Below are 18,300 nucleotides of genomic sequence, written 5' to 3'. Positions count from 1 at the left end.
ATTATCCTTGTCTTTCCCTTGGTTTCTATTCCTTTAATAGTAATGTCGCTCTTCCTGTTTTCAGTTTCTCTTTTTCTTTTTCATCGTGACGAGCGGTATGAGCATCTCTTCCATGGATATTCCTCCATGCTGGAAGGTGTCTTTGTAGTACGACACATAATAGTTGTAGTTGTTTGGATATGCAAAGAACGTGTCGTTTGTGGCAAATACATACGATGTGCTCAGGTTCGGCGATGGCAGCTGTGCCTTCTGTGGGGCTTTTATGGCGAATACCTCCTTGGCGTTGTAGTTCAGGTTCTTGCCCAGTTTGTAGCGCAGGTTGGTGTTCGTGTTTCTGTCTCCCACTATCTTGATTGGTCTTGATGCCCTCACGCTGCCGTGGTCTGTAGTCAGCACCACGGTGTAGTCGCTCTCTGACAGTCGGCGGAAGAGGTCGGAGAGCACGGTGTGTCTGAACCAGCTCAGCGTGATGCTTCGGTATGCCGACTCGTTGTTTGCCAGTTCGCGCACCATCTTTGATTCCGTGCGGGCATGGCTGAGCATGTCGATGAAGTTTATTACAAGTACGTTGAGGTCATTGTCGCCAAGCTGACTGAACTGCTGCAACAGTTTGTCGGCGCCCACCGAGTCGTTCACCTTGTGGTAAGAGAATTTCGTTCCCGTCCGGCGGTATCTTTCGAGTTGCGTCTGTATGAGTGGCGCTTCGTTGAGGTTTTTCCCCTCCTCTTCGTCCTCATCGACCCACAGTTCCGGAAACATCCTCGCTATCTGGTTTGGCATCAGCCCGCTGAAGATGGCGTTTCGTGCATACTGCGTCGCTGTCGGCAGAATGCTCATATATAGATTCTCGTCGATATCGAACATGTCGCCCACCTCGTTTGCGAGCACCCTCCATTGGTCGTAGCGGAAGTTGTCAATCACAATCAGGAACACCTTCTCTCCCTTGTCGAGCAGCGGAAATATCTTCCGGCTGAATATGTTGTTGCTCATCAGTGGCCTTGATGGCAGCTGTGCGTTGTTGGGGTCCACCCAGTCAAGGTAGTTGTTGCGTATGAACTTGGCGAATCCGTTGTTGGCTTCGCTCTTCTGCATCATGAGCATTTCTGTCATGTTGCTTTCGGTGCTGCTCAGTTCCAGTTCCCAATGCACGAGCAGTTTGTACACGTCGATCCATTCCTCCACAGTCCGGCAGTTGTCAATCTTCGTCGATATGTTCATGAAGCTCTGCTGATATCCGGTCTGTGTCACTTCCGTCACTATTTCCTTCTGGTGTATGTTCTTTTTGAGGGTGAGCAGGATTTGGCTTGGGTTGACTGGCTTTATCAGATAATCGGCAATCTTCGATCCTATTGCCTGGTCCATGATGTTTTCCTCCTCGCTCTTTGTCACCATCACTACAGGTGTGGCAGGCAGAATCTCCTTTATCTTCTGCAGCGTTTCCAGTCCGCTTATTCCCGGCATCATTTCGTCGAGCAATACGAGGTCGAAGTTGTGTCGTGAGCATTCGTCGATGGCGTCGGTGCCGTTGCTCACGGTGATGACCTCATATCCCTTCTTTTCCAGGAATATGATGTGGGCGTGCAAGAGTTCTATCTCGTCGTCCACCCATAATAATAGTCCGTTGCTCATTGTCGGTTCGTGATTTATTATTCAATATACTTGATCCATGATGACATGCAACAGTGGGTTAGAATCCGTCCAGCTCGTAGTAGTCGTCTTCGAGGTTGAATTCCTGTTGCTTCTTCTGCTTTTTGTCGTCCTGCTGGATATTGTAGTTGTTGTCGTCAGCGTCGTCGGTGAAGTGGATGCCGTTGTCTTGCTGTTGAGGCTTTTTCTCTTCTTCCTTCTTGGGCGCAGGCTTCTCTGTCGTTGTCGCTTTCTCCGTCTTGGTTGTAGACTCCGTCTTGGCTGAGGTGCCTGTCTTTTCCGTTTTCTCAGTCATTGCAGGACTATCTGTCTTGGCAGGTTCCTTTGTCGGCTTTGGCACTTCCTTTTCCGCCTGCTGTTCCAACTCTATGTTTGGCAGGTCGTCGTTTGCGGTTTGCTGCTTTCTGTCGTTGGCAGACTGTCGTTCAGGAGTCATGTCGAATGTTTCCTGCTGGTCTGTCGTCAAGTTGTCAGTGTCAGGCAGAGAGAATGTGTTGTCGTCAACAGGTGTTTCAACCTTCTTGTCAGTCGGTGCTGCCACGTTGTTGTCCACCGGTATTGTCAGACCGTTGTCGGCAGGCGCAACTGTTTGACTGTCGATAGGTATTATGGTGCCATCGTTCTCCTCGTTCTGCTTCTCGTCGTTTGTCGGTATTCCCAACTGCAGGAACGTGTCGTCGTCGATCACTCCGCCATTGTATAATTTGTTCTCCTCCTGCTTCTCGCTTTCCGGTTCCTTTTCGTATTCTATCGTTTCCGGCTCAGAGAGCAGTCGCATGGTACTGATGCGCAGCGGTACGAAGTGCTTCTCGTAGAACTTGTCATAGTCGTTATAACTGTATTGCGTTCCGAGCAGCTCCTTGTTGGAGTCGCTGATTATTATCGCTCTTGCCTTGCGTGTGAGTCGCAGGATGTTATTGTTGGAGTATAGCTGTCGTGCGTATTGCAGCGCCTCGTCGTAGCTCTTGAATCCGCTTATCACCATTCTTTCCAATCCTTCCACTTCTTCTCTTGCTATCTCGAAGTTTCTGACGAGGAAGTTGCTGAAATTGTATTTCGCCAATTCGAAGAGCAGCTGGTTCTCGTTTATGGAGTCAGTCTGATAGGCGATGATGAACGAGAAGTCCACATTGCGCTCCGCCGTGAATTTGCGCGTCTTTATAGAGTCACTGTCGCTCATCACTTCGGCACGTCTCTCCCACACATCGCTGATGTCGAATTTTCCGCCATGCAGTTTTCTTCCGGCGTTCACTCCGTTTACAATCATTCCTGCCAGTGTGCTCACTTCGCTCTTCGGGTATTTGTCCACCACGATCTTCATGTCGTCTACGCAACCTTTGGCGTCACCGCTGTTCAGCTTTGCCATACCGTCGAAGAAAATGAACTTGTCGCGGTTTGCACCCAATGGGAATCGTGTTGCCGATATCTGCACGTTGTTTTTCACCTCCATGAACTTGTCAGCCTTGAAGGCATCGTATGTGGCGGCATACAGAGAGTCTTCCAGATGCACGCCATAGCGTGCGTTCTCCACGAAATGCGGGTCGGAGAGCAGCGTCGTCCATTCGCTGTCGGGGAATCCGCTTTTCAGCTTTTCGAGATATGATGCAGCCGTCTGTGGCTGGTGCATTCTGCTGTAGAGCAGGAACAAATGATAGTATGCATTGTCCATGTGCTCGTAAGTAGGGTAGTCGTCGGCAAGACGTCGCAGCTCCTTTTCGCTGAGCACGAGGTTGTCGAGTTTGTCCTTGAATATCACTCCTGCATTGTATAGTCCGTCCATTATAAGGAGGTTGCTCGCCTCCACCTGTTCTTCGGTGAACGGAATCTGTGCGAGATAATATTCCCGTTTGTGTGGATCGTTCTGTGCGCTGTCAGCCACATTTGCCAGTGAGTCCTCCATTTGTGCCACGTTTGCCAGTGAGTCTCTCATCTCGTCGGTCATCTCTTCCACTCCCTGTGCCTGTGCGACGACGGTCTTGTTCACTCGCTGCCAGTCGTCCACGTTCTCGCGCTTTCCCCATAGTTTCTGGAAGGTAGCCTTGCCTTGACTCACTGCCATAGGGTTGTAGAAATACCAGATGGCGTCTTTCTTCTGTTGGGTGTTGTTTGTGATGTTGTTTCTCTGGTCAGCGTTTGCGCTGCCTCCGTTCTGTGCCTGAACGCGCTGTGCCTCGGCTTCGGCCTGTGCGTCGCGCTCTTCCTTTTCCTTCTTCTTCAGCGCTTCTATCACACGGTCGATGGCGGCATTGCGGTCTTTCTCCGACATCTTGGCGAGAGCCTGCAGAGAGTCCTGCAGGTGTACAGCGTCGGTATGTGGAACGAGTTCGTCGAGAATCTTCGAGCGGTCAGACAGTTGCTTGTAGTCCTTGCGGTCTTTGTCGAGCAGTCCGATGGCTTCCCCGTAGCAGCGTCGTGCGTTGCTGAAGTCCTCCTTCGCCCAGTAAATGTCGCCGAGTGTCAGGAGCAGCACGCCTTTCTCTATTCCGTTGCGCGTAGATTTGGCGTTTCCCTTCTCATATGCGGCAATTGCCTGCACGGTGTCCTTCTGGTTCATGTATATGTTTCCGATGGCATAATACACCTGGTCGAGATATTCCTTGTTGTTGTCGTTTCTCGCCATTCGTTTCAGTCTGCCCACCATTTGCTTCCATTTTCCCGTTGCCATCACTTCCGTCATGGCTATGCGGGCATTGAATTCCAGTTCGTATGGCGGTTGCTGCCTTATCACGCTTCTGTATGCCTTGTATGCCTCCTGCCTGTTGCCTACAGCGGTCTGCAGCTGTCCCATCAGATACCATTCGCGGGCGCGCTGCTTGCGGCGTCCCTCGTGTTTGATTACCTTTCTCAGATAAGGTATTGCCTCCTGGTATCTGCCTGTTCGGATATAGTAGTCGGCGTAGGTGTAGTCCCAGTCTTTCTGCGCCCTCCAGTTCAGCGAGTCTCGCTTTATTTTGGTTATCACGTCCTCTGCGTCGTATAGCCAGTCCTGTTCCACGTAGCATCTTGCCAGCCATGCCCTTGCCTTGCCGTAGATAGCGGGTTGCGTGGCATACAGACGGCTCATGTATGCGAAAGTGGAAGCCGCTTCGTCGAACGACCCCTTCATGAATTGTGAGCGTCCCATCAGCAGCCATGCTTTCCAGAGGAACGGGTTGTATTCGCGTCTGTTCAGCCATTCGATGTCTTTTGCGTTTTTCTTGCGCGATTTGTTCCATTCCGGTCGTTTCTTGATGCTGTGCAGCTTTATCGCCTTCTGGCATTTTTCTATTGCGCGGTCGAAGTTTCCCTTTCCCAGTTCGCGGCTTGCTTTGTTGCCCACGGTGTATAGGGGCAACATCTCAGTGAAGTTGTCCTTGTTGCCGTTCTCTTTTTCGAGAGAAGCGTCTATATATGCTAACGAACCGTTGTAGTAGGTGTTGTATCTTGCGTTGAATGAATGCCACCATCTGCTTGCCGATGTGTTCTTCTGTGTGGAGCAGCCGATTACGGTCATGACGGCAAGAAACGCCACGACTATTGATAATGTATGTTTGTCTATAATATTTTTCACTCTATAATAACTCAAAAAACCGCTTTTTATTGTATGTGCGGATGTTTTGTATTATCTTGTGTAATAAAGATTGTCGGCAGATTGTTTTGCTCCGGTCCTGCTATTCTTCCGAGATCAGGAAACCGGCGTCTGCCAGGTCTTTCCAGAAATGCGGATATGATTTCGTCACCACTTGCGGATTGTTGATTCCCAGTCCTGGTATCTGTGATGCCGCAGGAGCGAAAGCCAATGCCATACGATGGTCCTCATAGGTTTCGATTACGGGATTTTCTTCCGGTTCGCAGCGCTCTCCGTCCCATATCAGTTCCGTTCCGTCGCCGTCGCTTATCACATATCCCAGCTTGCGCATTTCCGTTTTCAGCGCCACGATTCGGTCGGTCTCCTTGATGTGCAGTGTGGCGAGTCCTGTGAAATGGAACGGCACTCCCATCATTGCGCAGGTCACTACGAATGTCTGTGCCAGGTCTGGCTGGTTGATGAAGTTGTAGTCGAGCCGTGCCGACACAAGTCCGGTCTTGCGTAGTGTCACAGTTGTCGGCACGTTGAGTGTCCTGCTGCTGAACGAAGTCTTGATGCCCAGCATGCTGAAGAGGTATTTCACCACGGAGTCGCCCTGCAGCGAACCGTCCATCAGTCCGTTGAGTTTTATCTCTGCCTCGTTGTCTTTTGAGAGGGCGAGAATCTCATACCAGTATGACGCCGCACTCCAGTCGCTCTCGATGTAATAATCCTGTGGGGTGTATGGTTGAGGCTTCACTTCTATAGTGTCGTTGTCTGTCCATTCTGCATTCGCTCCGAAGTTGCGCATTGTGCAGAGAGTCAGGTCGATGTATGGTCTGGAGATGATGTCTCCGGTGAGATGCAGTGTCAGTCCCTTCTCCATACCCGGTGCAATCATGAGCAGGGCTGAGATGAACTGCGAGCTTACGTCGCCCTGTACTTCCAGCGAACCTCCCTGCAGCTGTCTTCCCTTGATGCGCAATGGCGGGAATCCCTCGTTCTCTTCGTATGCCACGTCGGCGCCGAGTCTTAGCAGTGCGTCGGCCAGGATGTTGATTGGGCGGTGTCTCATGCGTTCCGTTCCCGTTATAGTGTGCTCTCCAGGTGTCACGGCAAGATAAGCTGTCAGAAATCTCATTGCCGTGCCGCCCGCCTTGATGTCGATGGTTTCGGGCATGTCTCTCAGTGCGTTGACCATTACCACTGTATCGTCGCAGTCTGAGAGATGTTCCGGCATTGTCTTCCTTCCCGAGAGGGCATATATGATGAGCGCCCTGTTGCTGATGCTCTTCGATGCCGGCAGATTTATTCCCGTTTCGAGCTGTTGTGGTGCCGTTATTCTATATGTCATGTCTGTATCTTTTTAAATTGGTTTCGCTATGTGGCGTTTTTCTTGCCGTTTCGTATCAATAAGCCGCATTGTCGCCTTCGATGATATTTCTCACCGTGCGATACATTATATATAAGTCGAGACCTATCGACCAATGCTCTATATACCAGATGTCGCCTTCCACTCTGCCCTCCATCTGTGACAGCTGTTTCGTTTCACCTCTGAATCCGGTCACTTGGCTCCATCCCGTTATTCCCGGTTTCACGAAATGGCGTATCATATATTTGTCGATTAGCTTTGAGTATTCCTCAGTGTGCTTGAGCATATGTGGGCGCGGTCCCACCACGCTCATGTCCCCCTTCAGCACATTCCAGAACTGCGGCATCTCGTCGATGTTCGTCTTTCTCATTATGTCGCCCCATTTCGTCTTTCTCGGATCGTCTTTCGTAGCCTGCAGTTTGTCGGCATCAGCGTTCACCTTCATGCTGCGGAATTTGTAGCAGTAGAACTCCTTGCCGTTCAGTCCGTTTCTTTTCTGCTTGAAGAAAATCGGTCCCGGCATTGTCAGTTTCGTTATTATTGCCACGATAATGAAAATGATAGGGAACAGCGTCACCAGGAACACTCCCGACACCACGATGTCGAAGGCACGTTTCAGTGCACGGTTTTCGGGATGGGAGAGAGGTTCCCTGTAGAGACTCAGGTATGGCACGTTGCCGAGCATGTTGAAATAAACCCTGTGGTGCAGGTAGTTCGTCACGTTCGGTACGTTGTAGAAGTGTATGAAATTCTTTTCGCAGTAGTGTATTATCGGCAGGATCTCGTCGGCACGGCTTGATGGCAGACAGCAGAACAGCTCATGTATTGAATGGTTGCCCTTGAGATAGTCTATCACTTCGCTCGTCTTGCCAAGGAATTTGCATTCTTGGGGAAAGTTCTGGTTAGGCTGGTCATCGAAATATCCCACCACTTGGTATCCCAAAGATGATATTGCGAGCATTTCTTTGTATAGCGAGATGTTGTTCTCCTTACTGCCGACGAACACCACCCGGTTGATTGATTTGCCTCGTCTTCTGTAGCTTATCACCGCCCATCTCACGAAAATGCGGTATGCCGACACCATGAATATCAGCGAGAAGAGGAAGAGCGGTAGGATTTTGTAGCTCATGTGGTTGAAATGACCGAGTCTGAGCAGCGGCACAGACAGGACCACGAAGAGCAGCACGTTTCTTGTCACGAGCGTCACTATCTGAAATCTCTTCACGTTGCGTATGTATAGTATTACTCCGCCGTTGAGTATGCAGGCGCAGTAGATCACTCCGATGAGTATCGACGTGTGTAGCTGCGTGTCGTCCAACGGCGTGCCTTTCACGGTGTTGAAGAGCCAGTATGTCAGCATGGCGATGATGAAGTCGCCAAGGATGGTGGCAGCTACTACGAGACCGTTGCTGTGCATATTGTTCAGCTTCTGTCTCATCCATGTTCCGCCCATATTTACTTGTACCCATTCCATATGCGTAGTTCAAAACTTGTTTTTTTATTAGAGATCTTTGCTCTTTTTATCTTAAGTCGGTATAGTCTGATAGAAAGGATGTTTCTTTTTCTCATGGTATCTCTTTCTCGTCTTTGTCAGGGGCAATGCAGGTTTTGACATGCATTGTCCCCGGATTGTCGGCGAGTCGGGGGTGTCTCTTCCCAGTCCTCATTTAGTCTTCTTTTCTTCCTTTTTTCAGAGTTTTTGAGCCTTTGCTGTTGTTGCAGACTCGTAAGCATGTGTCAGCTGATGCCGTCCTTATACCACTTGAACAGTTTCTCCACTCCGTCTTCTATCTCCACCTTGTGGGTCCATCCCAGACTGTGCAGCTTGCTCACATCGATGAGTTTGCGTGGTGTGCCGTCCGGCTTGCTTGCGTCGAATTCCACTGTTCCTTCGAATCCTACTGCTTTTACCACAAGTTCAGACAATTCCTTGATTGTCAGTTCTTTGCCTGTGCCCACGTTGATATGGCAGTTCCTTATTTCGCCGAGCTGCGGTATCGCACCTCCTCGTCCCTCGCTGTTGTTGCGGTCTACTGTTCCGTCAACCTTTGCTCCATAGAACACCGAGCTGTATTTCTCTATGCCTATGATGTCTTTGAAGTCCACGTTGAGCAGCACGTGTACACTGGCGTCGGCCATGTCTTCGCTCCACAGGAATTCGCGCAGCGGCTTGCCGGTACCCCAGAGCACCACTTTGTTGTCGTATATCCCGTAGTATTCCAGAGCCTTGAGTATGCGGTCCTTCGGATTCTTTCCGTCCACGTTCCCTTCACCTATAGTCTGGCGTAGCTTGTCGTCTGGGTTGATCGGTCGTTTGTCCATATCCTTCTCAATCATGTCCCATGCTCCGTCGTGGATAAGCTTTGCCAGATATATCTTGCGCATCATCGCAGGCATCACGTGGCTGTTCTCCAGATGGAAGTTGTCGTTCGGTCCATATAGGTTCGTCGGCATCACGGCGATATAGTTCGTGCCATACTGCAGGTTGTAGCTCTCACACATTTTCAGTCCGGCAATCTTTGCTATTGCATATTCCTCGTTGGTGTATTCCAGTGGTGAGGTGAGCAGTGCGTCCTCCTTCATCGGTTGTGGCGCATCCTTCGGATAGATGCAAGTTGAACCGAGGAAGAGCAGTTTCTTCACCCCGTGCGAATATGCGTTGCTTATCACGTTGCACTGCATCTTCATGTTCTGCATGATGAAGTCGGCGCGGTATAGCGAGTTCGCCATTATTCCGCCCACGAAGGCTGCTGCGAGCACCACAGCGTCCGGCTTCTCCTCGTCGAAGAATTTCTCCACTGCGTATTGGTCTGTGAGGTCCAGCTCTTTGTGTGAACGTCCCACCAGGTTTTCGTATCCCCTTGCCTTAAGATTGTTCCATATCGCCGACCCCACGAGTCCGTGGTGACCGGCGATGTAGATTTTGCTGCTTTTGTCTAATGACATATTTTATTAGTGTTTTGTATTCCTATATCGGTGTTGTTATTTCACGATACCCTTCTCAAGATATTCGGCGAGGTTTGTCTTCACCTTCTCTCCGGCGCGTTCCACTGCCACCTTTGCCATGTCGGCGTCAACCATTATTTTGACGAGCTTCTCAAACGATGTCTTGCCCGGGTCCCATCCCAACTTAGCCTTTGCCTTGGTTGGGTCTCCCCAGAGATTCACCACGTCGGTAGGGCGATAGAAATCCTTTGACACCTCGATGATTACCTTGCCCGTCTTCTTGTCGATACCCTTCTCGTTTTCGCCTTCGCCCTTGAATTCCAGTTCTATGCCGACATGCTTGAATGCCAGATAGCAGAAGTCACGCACAGAGTGCTGCACTCCGGTAGCGATGACGAAGTCCTCCGGTTTGTCATGCTGCAGGATGAGCCACATACACTCCACGTAGTCCTTGGCGTATCCCCAGTCGCGCAGCGAAGAAAGGTTGCCCAGGTAAAGCTTTTCCTGTTTTCCCTGTGCGATGCGTGCTGCCGCGAGTGTTATCTTGCGTGTCACGAACGTCTCGCCTCTGCGCTCGCTCTCATGGTTGAAAAGGATTCCCGAGCAGCAGAACATATTGTAAGCCTCGCGGTATTCCTTCACAATCCAATATCCGTAGAGCTTTGCCACGGCGTATGGGCTATATGGATGGAACGGAGTGTTTTCGTTCTGTGGCACTTCCTCCACCTTTCCGTATAGCTCCGATGTCGATGCCTGATATATTCGGCATGTGTCGGCAAGTCCGCACTGGCGCACAGCCTCGAGCACTCTGAGCACTCCGGTTGCGTCAACGTCGGCTGTGAACTCCGGTGAGTCGAAGCTCACCTGCACGTGGCTCTGTGCCGCGAGGTTGTATATCTCTGTGGGTCGCACCTTGCTCACCACCTGTATGAGGCTCATGGAATCTCCCATGTCGGCATAATGCAGATGGAAGTGTGGCTGTCCCTCAAGATGGGCGATGCGCTCACGGAAGTCAACCGATGAACGGCGTATCGTACCGTGTACTTCATATCCTTTACCGAGCAGGAATTCTGCCAAAAACGAGCCGTCCTGGCCCGTGATGCCTGTAATAAGAGCTATATTCTTCATAAATAACTGTTTGTTCTGTTGTGTCCTTTTTTATGTTGAAAATCCGCTATTATAGCGTTATAATAGTGCATTCAGCTCGCAAAGTTACAAATCTAAATTAAGATGTGCAACTTATTTTGTGGTTTAAATGCCATTATTATATAATATGTTGAAATTCTTGACTGATTTCTCTTTTCTTGGGATGATTCCTGTTTTTTTTTATCTGATAATTGTCTTTGATGCGTGTGTGAAATTAGAGCGTAGCTTCGTACCTTTTCTTTCAAACAGGTGAAAGGCGTCTTCTGAAAAGTCAAAATCCGAGCAAGTCCCAATGGCCGATTCGGGCTTTATACACTTGTCCCGGATTGGGTAAGGAAGGGACAAAGTGAAATCAAACCGCTTTTGTTTTGCATTGCTCTTGAATTTGCATTACCTTTGTCCGCAAAAAACAAGAAGAAATGAAAAAGATAATTTGCTTTGCCTTGGCGCTGGCGCTGTTTTCGGCATGTGCTGACAATGGCAAGGAAGAGGCCCGGCGCATTCTCACAGAAGCCCAGGGACAATATGACAAAGGGAACTACAAAGAGTCGTTGCGGCTTGTTGACTCCCTCCGCCGCTCTCATCCCGAAGCAGTGGAAGAGAGGCGTCAGGCGCTGACACTCTATCAGGACGCATCCGAAAAACTCGCACAGTCGGAAATAGCCCGTCTCGATATGCAACTGCAGACTGCACAGTGCCGCCTCGACAGTATGGCTGCAGTGGTGGATTCGCATTCCGGAAGCAACGGCGATGCAGCCCTCGACAAGCTCGCCAGACTGCGCCAGCAGAGAGACTCCCTTCAGGTGGCGTTCGATACCCAGTGTGCTATGGTCAGACTGATAAGAGAGAAGCGCAAGGGATAGTCTGTATGCGGAAAGGGAAAAGGGGAGAAAATGCTGTGGCAATGACAAGTGGAGATTGCTTATAGTCGCTCAAATCGCCGATTTGGGTTAAAAAACTTTTCAAATCACTTGATTGTCAATATTAATGTGTAACTTTGCCCCAATATTGACTTCTGGTAAGTCATTTAAAAATAAAATAAGACCCATAAACAGAGCATCATACAATGGCTAAGGAAAATCCAGAAACGGAAAAGCAGTTCAAGGAAACACTCGAAGGCTGTCGCACGCTCTTTGCGAAGAAGCTACACGACTACAATGCGTCATGGCGAATGCTCCGACCATCGTCGCTCACCGACCAGCTCCTCATCAAGGCGCGCCGCATACGCAGCATCGAGGTGAAAGGCAAGGCTATGGTTGAAGACGACATACGTTCGGAATTCGTGGCGCTGATAAACTATGGCATCGTAGGACTGATACAGCTCGAGAAAGGATTTGCCGACAGCGTGGACATCACCAACGATGAGGCCCTGGCGCTATACGACAAATATGCCTCTGAGGCCCTGCAGCTCATGCTCCGCAAGAACCACGACTACGACGAGGCGTGGCGCATGATGCGCGTGAGCAGCTATACCGATTTCATCCTGACAAAGATAGAACGAGTGAAAGAGATAGAGAACCTTGGCGGAGGAACCCTCGTTTCTGAAGGAATCGACGCCAACTATATGGACATCATAAACTACTCCGTGTTCGGAGTGATAAAACTGACATACGGGGAGTGACAAAGAGGCTGATGAACAAGGAGACGATAAAAGATATCGGAGTCAACGTGTGCCGCTTCGTGGTGGCACTGACATTCGTGTTCTCAGGCTACGTGAAGGCGGTAGACCCCATCGGAACGCAATATAAGCTGAACGACTATCTTGCCGCCGTGAATCTCGAAGGGTCCGTTCCCGACTATCTCACGCTCAGCGCCTCGGTGCTGCTGGCTGCCGTGGAACTGTCGCTTGGAATCCTCCTGCTCTTTGCCATCCGCCGCAGGCTCGTGTCCAAGCTGATACTCGCCTTCATGACGGTGATGACCGCCATAACGGTATGGATAGCTATAGCCGATCCCGTGAAAGACTGCGGATGTTTCGGCGATGCATTGAAACTCACCAACGGTGAGACGCTCCTCAAGAACATCGTGCTGCTCGCCGCCTCCATCGTCGTGTGTAAATGGCCGTGCGCCATGGTGAGGTTCATAGGCAAGGCAAACCAGTGGATAGCCATCAACTATACCATACTGTATAGCATAGCCACAAGTACATATTGCCTGTATGCACTGCCGGTATTCGACTTCCGTCCATACCACATCGGTGCCGACATACGCAAGGGGATGGAAATACCGCCCGGAGCAGAGCAGCCACAGTTTGAGACCACCTTCATACTGAAGAAAAACGGACAGACCAAGGAGTTCACCCTCGAAAACTATCCCGACTCCACATGGACTTTCGTAGACAGCAAGACCGTACAGACGAGCGAGGGGTACGTACCGCCGATACATGACTTCAGCATGGAAGACATGACGACGGGCGACGACATGACAGACGACGTGATATCCTCCAAGGGATACACCTTCCTGCTCGTGTCGCCACATCTGGAGAATGCCAACGACTCATACTTCGGCAACATGAACCAACTCTACGACTATGCCCAGGCGCATAAATACCGCTTCTACTGCCTCACGGCAAGCAACGCCAAGGCGATAGACCGCTGGCGGGACATGACGGGAGCCGAATACCCGTTCCTCTTCACCGACGAGACCACGCTGAAGACAATCGTCAGAAGCAATCCCGGACTGCTGTTGCTGAAAGATGGAGTGGTGATAGGCAAATGGAGCCATAACCAGCTGCCGCAGCTCGACGACGAGTCGGCGCCGCTCGACAAACTGCCCGAGGGCAAGCTCTCAGTCACATCGCTGGGCAAGAAAATATGCCTGTCGCTGCTGTGGTTCTTCCTTCCGCTGTTCATCCTGTCGCTTGCCGACAGGACATGGGCATGGACGCGCCGCTTCAGAAAACAGAAGTCGGCGGCAGGACAGACAGGCGGAAGTGATTCTACTGACAAAGACAACAACACCCCCGTCGCAGACGAGGGATAACATCATTTTAATTATTAGCAAAAGTAAAAGGAAATGAGAAAGAAAATTGTAGCAGGAAACTGGAAGATGAACATGAACCTGCAAGACGGAGTAGCTCTGGCAAAGGAGCTTAACGACACACTGACAGCACAGAAGCCAAACTGCGGAGTGATAATCTGCACTCCATTCATCCATCTGGCAAGCATCGCACAGTTCCTCGATCAGAGCGTAATCGGTCTTGGAGCCGAAAACTGCGCCGACAAGGAGAAGGGCGCATACACCGGCGAGGTGTCAGCAGAGATGGTGAAGAGCACCGGTGCACAGTATGTCATCATCGGCCACTCAGAGCGCAGAGGCTATTACAATGATACTCCAGAGGTACTGAAGGAGAAAGTGCTCCTGGCGCTGAAAAACGGTCTGAAGGTAATCTTCTGCATCGGCGAGAGCCTTGAGGAGCGTGAGGCAAACAAGCAGAACGAGGTTGTGAAGGCTGAACTCGAAGGAAGCGTGTTCAACCTCTCAGCAGAGGAATTCAAGAACATCATCGTTGCCTACGAGCCAATCTGGGCTATCGGTACAGGCAAGACCGCCACTGCCGACCAGGCAGAGGAGATCCACGCATACATCCGCAGCGTGATTGCCGACAAGTATGGCAAGGAAGTAGCCGACGACACTACCATCCTCTATGGTGGAAGCTGCAAGGCAAGCAACGCTCCAGAGCTGTTTGCAAAGCCAGACATCGACGGTGGACTCATCGGTGGAGCTTCTCTGAAGGCTGCCGACTTCAAGGGTATCATCGACGCACGATAATAATTGAATACGAGAGCATCCCCTGTCGCAGAATGCCTGCAAACGGCATTGGCGGCAGAGGACTCTCCTTTTTATATTAAAGCAAAAAGACAAACATGAAACAGTTCATCGCTATATTAGTATTCACGGTATGCCTCGCCACCAGCGCCAAGGCACAGACATTCCTCAACGACCTGCAGAAATCCAAGCCGGGAGAGGGAAAGATTACCGTGACGCAAAGTGCCGATATAGACAACTTGGTGAACAACGCCAAACTGAAATACGCACAGGAACAGGCCTCTAAGCAGAAGGCAGGTCAGAACGTCGTGCCTCAGGACGACAAAGACAAGAAAAACAAGACCCATGTTCCTGCCGACAAGAAAGACCACCATACGGCAGCCACGGACAAGAAAGAAAACCACACCGCGGCTCCCAACAAGAATACTGCAGGAGAGCATCACCGTGGAGACTCCACGGAGCACAAGAACCCTTCTGCCGAAGCAAACAACACACACAGAAGCCAGGACCGCCAGCCTGTTGACAGCCAGCAGCCTGTAGACACCAGCAAGAAGATGATGCGCAACAGCCGCAAGGTGACCGGCTATCGCATCCAGGCATATTCAGGAGGAAATTCCAGAGCCGACCGCGAGAAGGCAAATCGCATAGGCAACGACATAAAGATGAAATACCCCGACCAGCCAGTCTACGTGCATTTCTATTCTCCGCGATGGATATGCCGGGTGGGCAACTTCCGGTCATACGGAGAGGCGGAACAGATTCTCAGAGGCATCAAGGCGATGGGCTACAAACAGGCTTGCATCGTGAAGGGAAAGATTACAGTGGCATACTGATCTGTCCCGTCGGCTGAGAAAAGTCAGTTCCCGCCTTTACTCCCCACAAGGAAGGGTATGACACATCGTTAATCAGTAAACTAAAATAAAACAATATAATGAATCCCGAAACAGAATTCCGCCCCGGGCTCGACCAGCTGGCGGAGAACTACAAGAGCATTCTTAACCTGCTCGGTGAAGACACGGAGCGTGAGGGACTGCTCAAGACGCCGATGCGCGTAGCCAAGGCGATGCAAGTGCTGACACGCGGATATACGCAGGACGCACACAAAGTGCTTACCGACGCACTCTTCAAGGAAGAATACAACCAGATGGTAATCGTGAAGGACATCGACTTCTTCTCGCTCTGCGAGCACCACATGCTGCCGTTCTATGGAAAGGTGCACGTGGCGTATATCCCCAACGGATACATCACCGGACTGAGCAAGATAGCGCGCGTGGTAGACATCTTCAGCCATCGTCTGCAGGTGCAGGAGAGAATGACGCAGCAGATAAAAGACTGCATCAACGAGACTTTGCATCCACAGGGCGTAATCGTGGTGGTTGAGGCTAAACACATGTGCATGCAGATGAGAGGCGTGGAGAAGCAGAACTCCATCACCACAACCAGCGACTTCTGCGGTGCCTTCGAACAGGCAAAGACCCGTCAGGAGTTCATGAACCTCATCCATAAGTGATGCCCTGCAGCCGGTGCCGGCAGTGAGGCTCGGTGGAATATCCTCCATACCAGACAGAAAAAATATACCGTCGCCATGCAATGAAATGACATCATCGGAGTTTTACAGGTAAAAAATGAAATAAAAATTATTTGTAATATGAATAAACTAAGAAAACTACTGCCATTGATGCTTATGGCATTGATGGTCTCTATGACAATGGTGTCATGTCTCGACAGCAACGACGATGAACAGCTCTCAGACAAGGAGAAGCAGAATTGGCTTATGAACGCAGCCGGAACATACAGCGGAAAGTTGTACTGGTTTGACAAGAACATTGACAAGACGAAATACCCCAAGCAGGTTGACTCGCTCGTTGTCACCACAAAGATGTCGCTCGACAACACCATCACCATCTACGACTTCCCTGTGAAGCTCTTCTTCAAGTCATTGCCTGTAACGAAGAACTATACCGAGCAGCAGCTCGCAGAACTCTCTGCTGACGAACTCGCCAAGCTGAAGCGCAACGACGAAATCGTGAAGTCTGCTGAGGAAGTGGGAACGATGGACCTGAAGATGAACTTCAGCATCTTCACCGCCAAGAACAGCTTCTTGTATTACTATGTGGCTCCAAACCCCGTAAGAATGACGCTCAACTTCGGTGGCGCATCACACGATATTGCCATAGCCTTCATCAGCATGACAAGAGGTATCTACAGTTCCAACAAGAACTATATCCAGATCTACGAGGCTGCCATCTACGACGGTAAGGACGTGAACGGCAAGGACAAGCTCCTCGACGGAAAGGCTCTCTACGACAACAACTCTACCGGAACAGAACTCCAGGATCTCATATTCGAGTTCAACGGAGAGAAATAAAAGCATATTGCAGAGATGAGATATACTGCCGCAGCAGGTTGACTACATGGATAGTCACTTGCTGCGGCAGTTTTTTTTGTTTCCCCAATCCATTCTCTAAAAAACAAAATCCGCTCTTCTAAAAATCAAAATCCAAGCAAGCCCTAATTGCCGATTTGGGTTAAAATGCCACCTGTCTGTATTTTGTCATTGGCTAAATTTCATAATCTTATACAAAATCATTAACTTTGCAGCCGCTTTTATTTATATACAGTATATGAGACTATTGAGTGACGCCGAACTGGCACAAATACTTGACAAAGAAATATTCCATAAAATTTCAGATGCAGCCGACTCCCTCGGACTGGAGTGCTATGTAGTGGGGGGCTACGTGCGCGACCTCTTTCTTGAGCGCCCGTCAAACGACATTGACGTCGTGGTGGTGGGCAGTGGGATAAAGGTGGCCGACGCACTGAGGCGGTCGCTCGGCAGGAAGGCTCATATCTCCGTGTTCCGCAATTTCGGAACGGCACAGGTGAAATACAAGGGAACGGAAGTTGAGTTCGTAGGCGCCCGCCGTGAGAGCTACACCCGTGGGTCACGAAAGCCGATCGTTGAAGACGGTACGCTCGAAGACGACCAGAACCGTCGCGACTTCACCATCAATGCACTTGCCGTATGCCTGAACAAAGACCGCTTCGGTGAGCTCGTGGATCCCTTCGACGGAGTATACGACATGGAAGACGGCATCATACGCACACCCCTCGATCCCGACATCACATTCTCCGACGACCCGCTGCGCATGCTGCGCTGCATACGTTTCGCCACACAGCTCAACTTCTTTATAGAAGAAGAGACCTTCGACGCACTGCAGCGCAATGCCGACAGGATAAAGATCATTAGCGGAGAGAGAGTGGAAGAGGAGCTGAACAAGATAATGATGACCAAGACACCGAGCAAGGGGTTCGTTGACCTGCAGCGTTGCGGACTGCTGCCGCTGATAATGCCGGAGCTTAGCGCTCTCGATATCATAGAGACCAAAAACGGCAGGGCACACAAGAATAACTTCTATCACACACTTGAGGTGCTCGACAACGTTAGCCGCCGGAGCGACAATCTGTGGCTGCGCTGGGCAGCCCTCATGCACGACATCGGAAAAGCGCGCAGCAAGCGCTGGGACCCCATTGCCGGATGGACATTCCACAACCACAACTTCATCGGTGCCAAGATGGTGCCGGAGATATTCCGCAGGATGAAGCTTCCGATGGATGCCAAGATGAAATACGTGCAGAAACTCGTCGACCTGCACATGCGCCCCATCGCCATCGCCGACGATGTGGTGACCGACAGCGCCGTGCGCCGACTCATCAATGATGCCGGCGACGATATCGATGACTTGATGATTCTCTGCGAGGCAGACATCACGAGCAAAAACCAGGTGCGCAAGCAGCAGTTCCTCGAGAATTTCCGTATGGTGCGCGAGAAACTCACTGACCTTAAGGAAAAGGACTTCAAGCGTTTTTTTTT

Annotated in this window: 14 protein-coding genes; 8 read left to right on the top strand and 6 right to left on the bottom strand. The window is 50.5% G+C overall.

What is annotated here, in order from left to right; genetic code table 11:
• Nucleotides 1–60: 60 nt before the first annotated feature.
• The 6 genes from porX to gmd all read right to left on the bottom strand — a co-directional run bounded on the left by porX (nucleotide 61) and on the right by gmd (nucleotide 10,640).
• Nucleotides 61–1,629: a T9SS response regulator signal transducer PorX gene (porX, locus tag ST42_RS04460; protein ID WP_044072516.1), complete on the bottom strand. Its 1,569-nt coding sequence runs from the start codon at nucleotides 1,627–1,629 to the stop codon at nucleotides 61–63.
• A gap of 58 nt (nucleotides 1,630–1,687) precedes the next feature.
• Nucleotides 1,688–5,140 carry a type IX secretion system periplasmic lipoprotein PorW/SprE gene (gene porW, locus ST42_RS04455; protein ID WP_082028574.1) on the bottom strand — a complete coding sequence of 1,151 codons (3,453 nt, stop codon included), beginning with the start codon at nucleotides 5,138–5,140 and terminating at the stop codon, nucleotides 1,688–1,690.
• Between the two features lie 157 nt (nucleotides 5,141–5,297).
• Entirely contained in the window at nucleotides 5,298–6,548 is a 1,251-nt protein-coding gene (locus ST42_RS04450; protein WP_044072513.1) for a 3-phosphoshikimate 1-carboxyvinyltransferase, read from the bottom strand.
• A gap of 55 nt (nucleotides 6,549–6,603) precedes the next feature.
• On the bottom strand, nucleotides 6,604–8,004 hold the full coding sequence (locus ST42_RS04445) for an undecaprenyl-phosphate glucose phosphotransferase (RefSeq protein ID WP_044072548.1): 1,401 nt from the start codon (nucleotides 8,002–8,004) through the stop codon (nucleotides 6,604–6,606).
• A 299-nt stretch (nucleotides 8,005–8,303) separates the two neighbouring features.
• A complete protein-coding gene (locus tag ST42_RS04440; RefSeq protein WP_042517093.1) occupies nucleotides 8,304–9,512 on the bottom strand; it encodes a GDP-L-fucose synthase family protein in 1,209 nt (402 codons plus the stop codon).
• Between the two features lie 36 nt (nucleotides 9,513–9,548).
• The gene (gene gmd, locus ST42_RS04435; RefSeq protein WP_022315670.1) at nucleotides 9,549–10,640 is read right to left on the bottom strand and encodes a GDP-mannose 4,6-dehydratase; all 1,092 of its coding nucleotides are present in this window, start codon (nucleotides 10,638–10,640) and stop codon (nucleotides 9,549–9,551) included.
• Nucleotides 10,641–11,077: 437 nt separating this feature from the next.
• Here gmd and ST42_RS04430 point away from each other — a divergent pair, with 437 nt between their 5' ends.
• The 8 genes from ST42_RS04430 to ST42_RS04395 form a co-directional block, all read left to right on the top strand.
• On the top strand, nucleotides 11,078–11,521 hold the full coding sequence (locus ST42_RS04430) for an outer membrane protein assembly factor BamD (RefSeq protein ID WP_042517091.1): 444 nt from the start codon (nucleotides 11,078–11,080) through the stop codon (nucleotides 11,519–11,521).
• Between the two features lie 203 nt (nucleotides 11,522–11,724).
• Complete coding sequence (locus ST42_RS04425; RefSeq protein ID WP_022315668.1) at nucleotides 11,725–12,279, top strand: DUF1599 domain-containing protein; 555 nt, start codon at nucleotides 11,725–11,727, stop codon at nucleotides 12,277–12,279.
• Between the two features lie 11 nt (nucleotides 12,280–12,290).
• Nucleotides 12,291–13,640 carry a BT_3928 family protein gene (locus ST42_RS14635; protein WP_044072510.1) on the top strand — a complete coding sequence of 450 codons (1,350 nt, stop codon included), beginning with the start codon at nucleotides 12,291–12,293 and terminating at the stop codon, nucleotides 13,638–13,640.
• A 33-nt stretch (nucleotides 13,641–13,673) separates the two neighbouring features.
• Nucleotides 13,674–14,429: a triose-phosphate isomerase gene (tpiA, locus tag ST42_RS14630; protein ID WP_022315666.1), complete on the top strand. Its 756-nt coding sequence runs from the start codon at nucleotides 13,674–13,676 to the stop codon at nucleotides 14,427–14,429.
• A gap of 95 nt (nucleotides 14,430–14,524) precedes the next feature.
• Nucleotides 14,525–15,259: an SPOR domain-containing protein gene (locus ST42_RS04410; RefSeq protein ID WP_044072509.1), complete on the top strand. Its 735-nt coding sequence runs from the start codon at nucleotides 14,525–14,527 to the stop codon at nucleotides 15,257–15,259.
• A gap of 98 nt (nucleotides 15,260–15,357) precedes the next feature.
• Nucleotides 15,358–15,936 (top strand): GTP cyclohydrolase I FolE, encoded by a 579-nt coding sequence (gene folE, locus ST42_RS04405; RefSeq protein WP_022315664.1) that lies wholly within the window; start codon nucleotides 15,358–15,360, stop codon nucleotides 15,934–15,936.
• 138 nt (nucleotides 15,937–16,074) lie between these two features.
• Complete coding sequence (locus ST42_RS04400; protein ID WP_082028573.1) at nucleotides 16,075–16,794, top strand: DUF4840 domain-containing protein; 720 nt, start codon at nucleotides 16,075–16,077, stop codon at nucleotides 16,792–16,794.
• Between the two features lie 256 nt (nucleotides 16,795–17,050).
• Nucleotides 17,051–18,300 (top strand): CCA tRNA nucleotidyltransferase (locus ST42_RS04395; protein ID WP_044072545.1); only part of this gene is annotated, 1,250 nt, incomplete at its 3' end.

Origin of the sequence: Prevotella pectinovora, from assembly GCF_000834015.1 — a bacterium.
Taxonomy (GTDB): domain Bacteria; phylum Bacteroidota; class Bacteroidia; order Bacteroidales; family Bacteroidaceae; genus Prevotella; species Prevotella pectinovora.
Note: the sequence above shows the minus strand (reverse complement) of the source record. Positions and strands in the feature narration are given on the sequence as shown.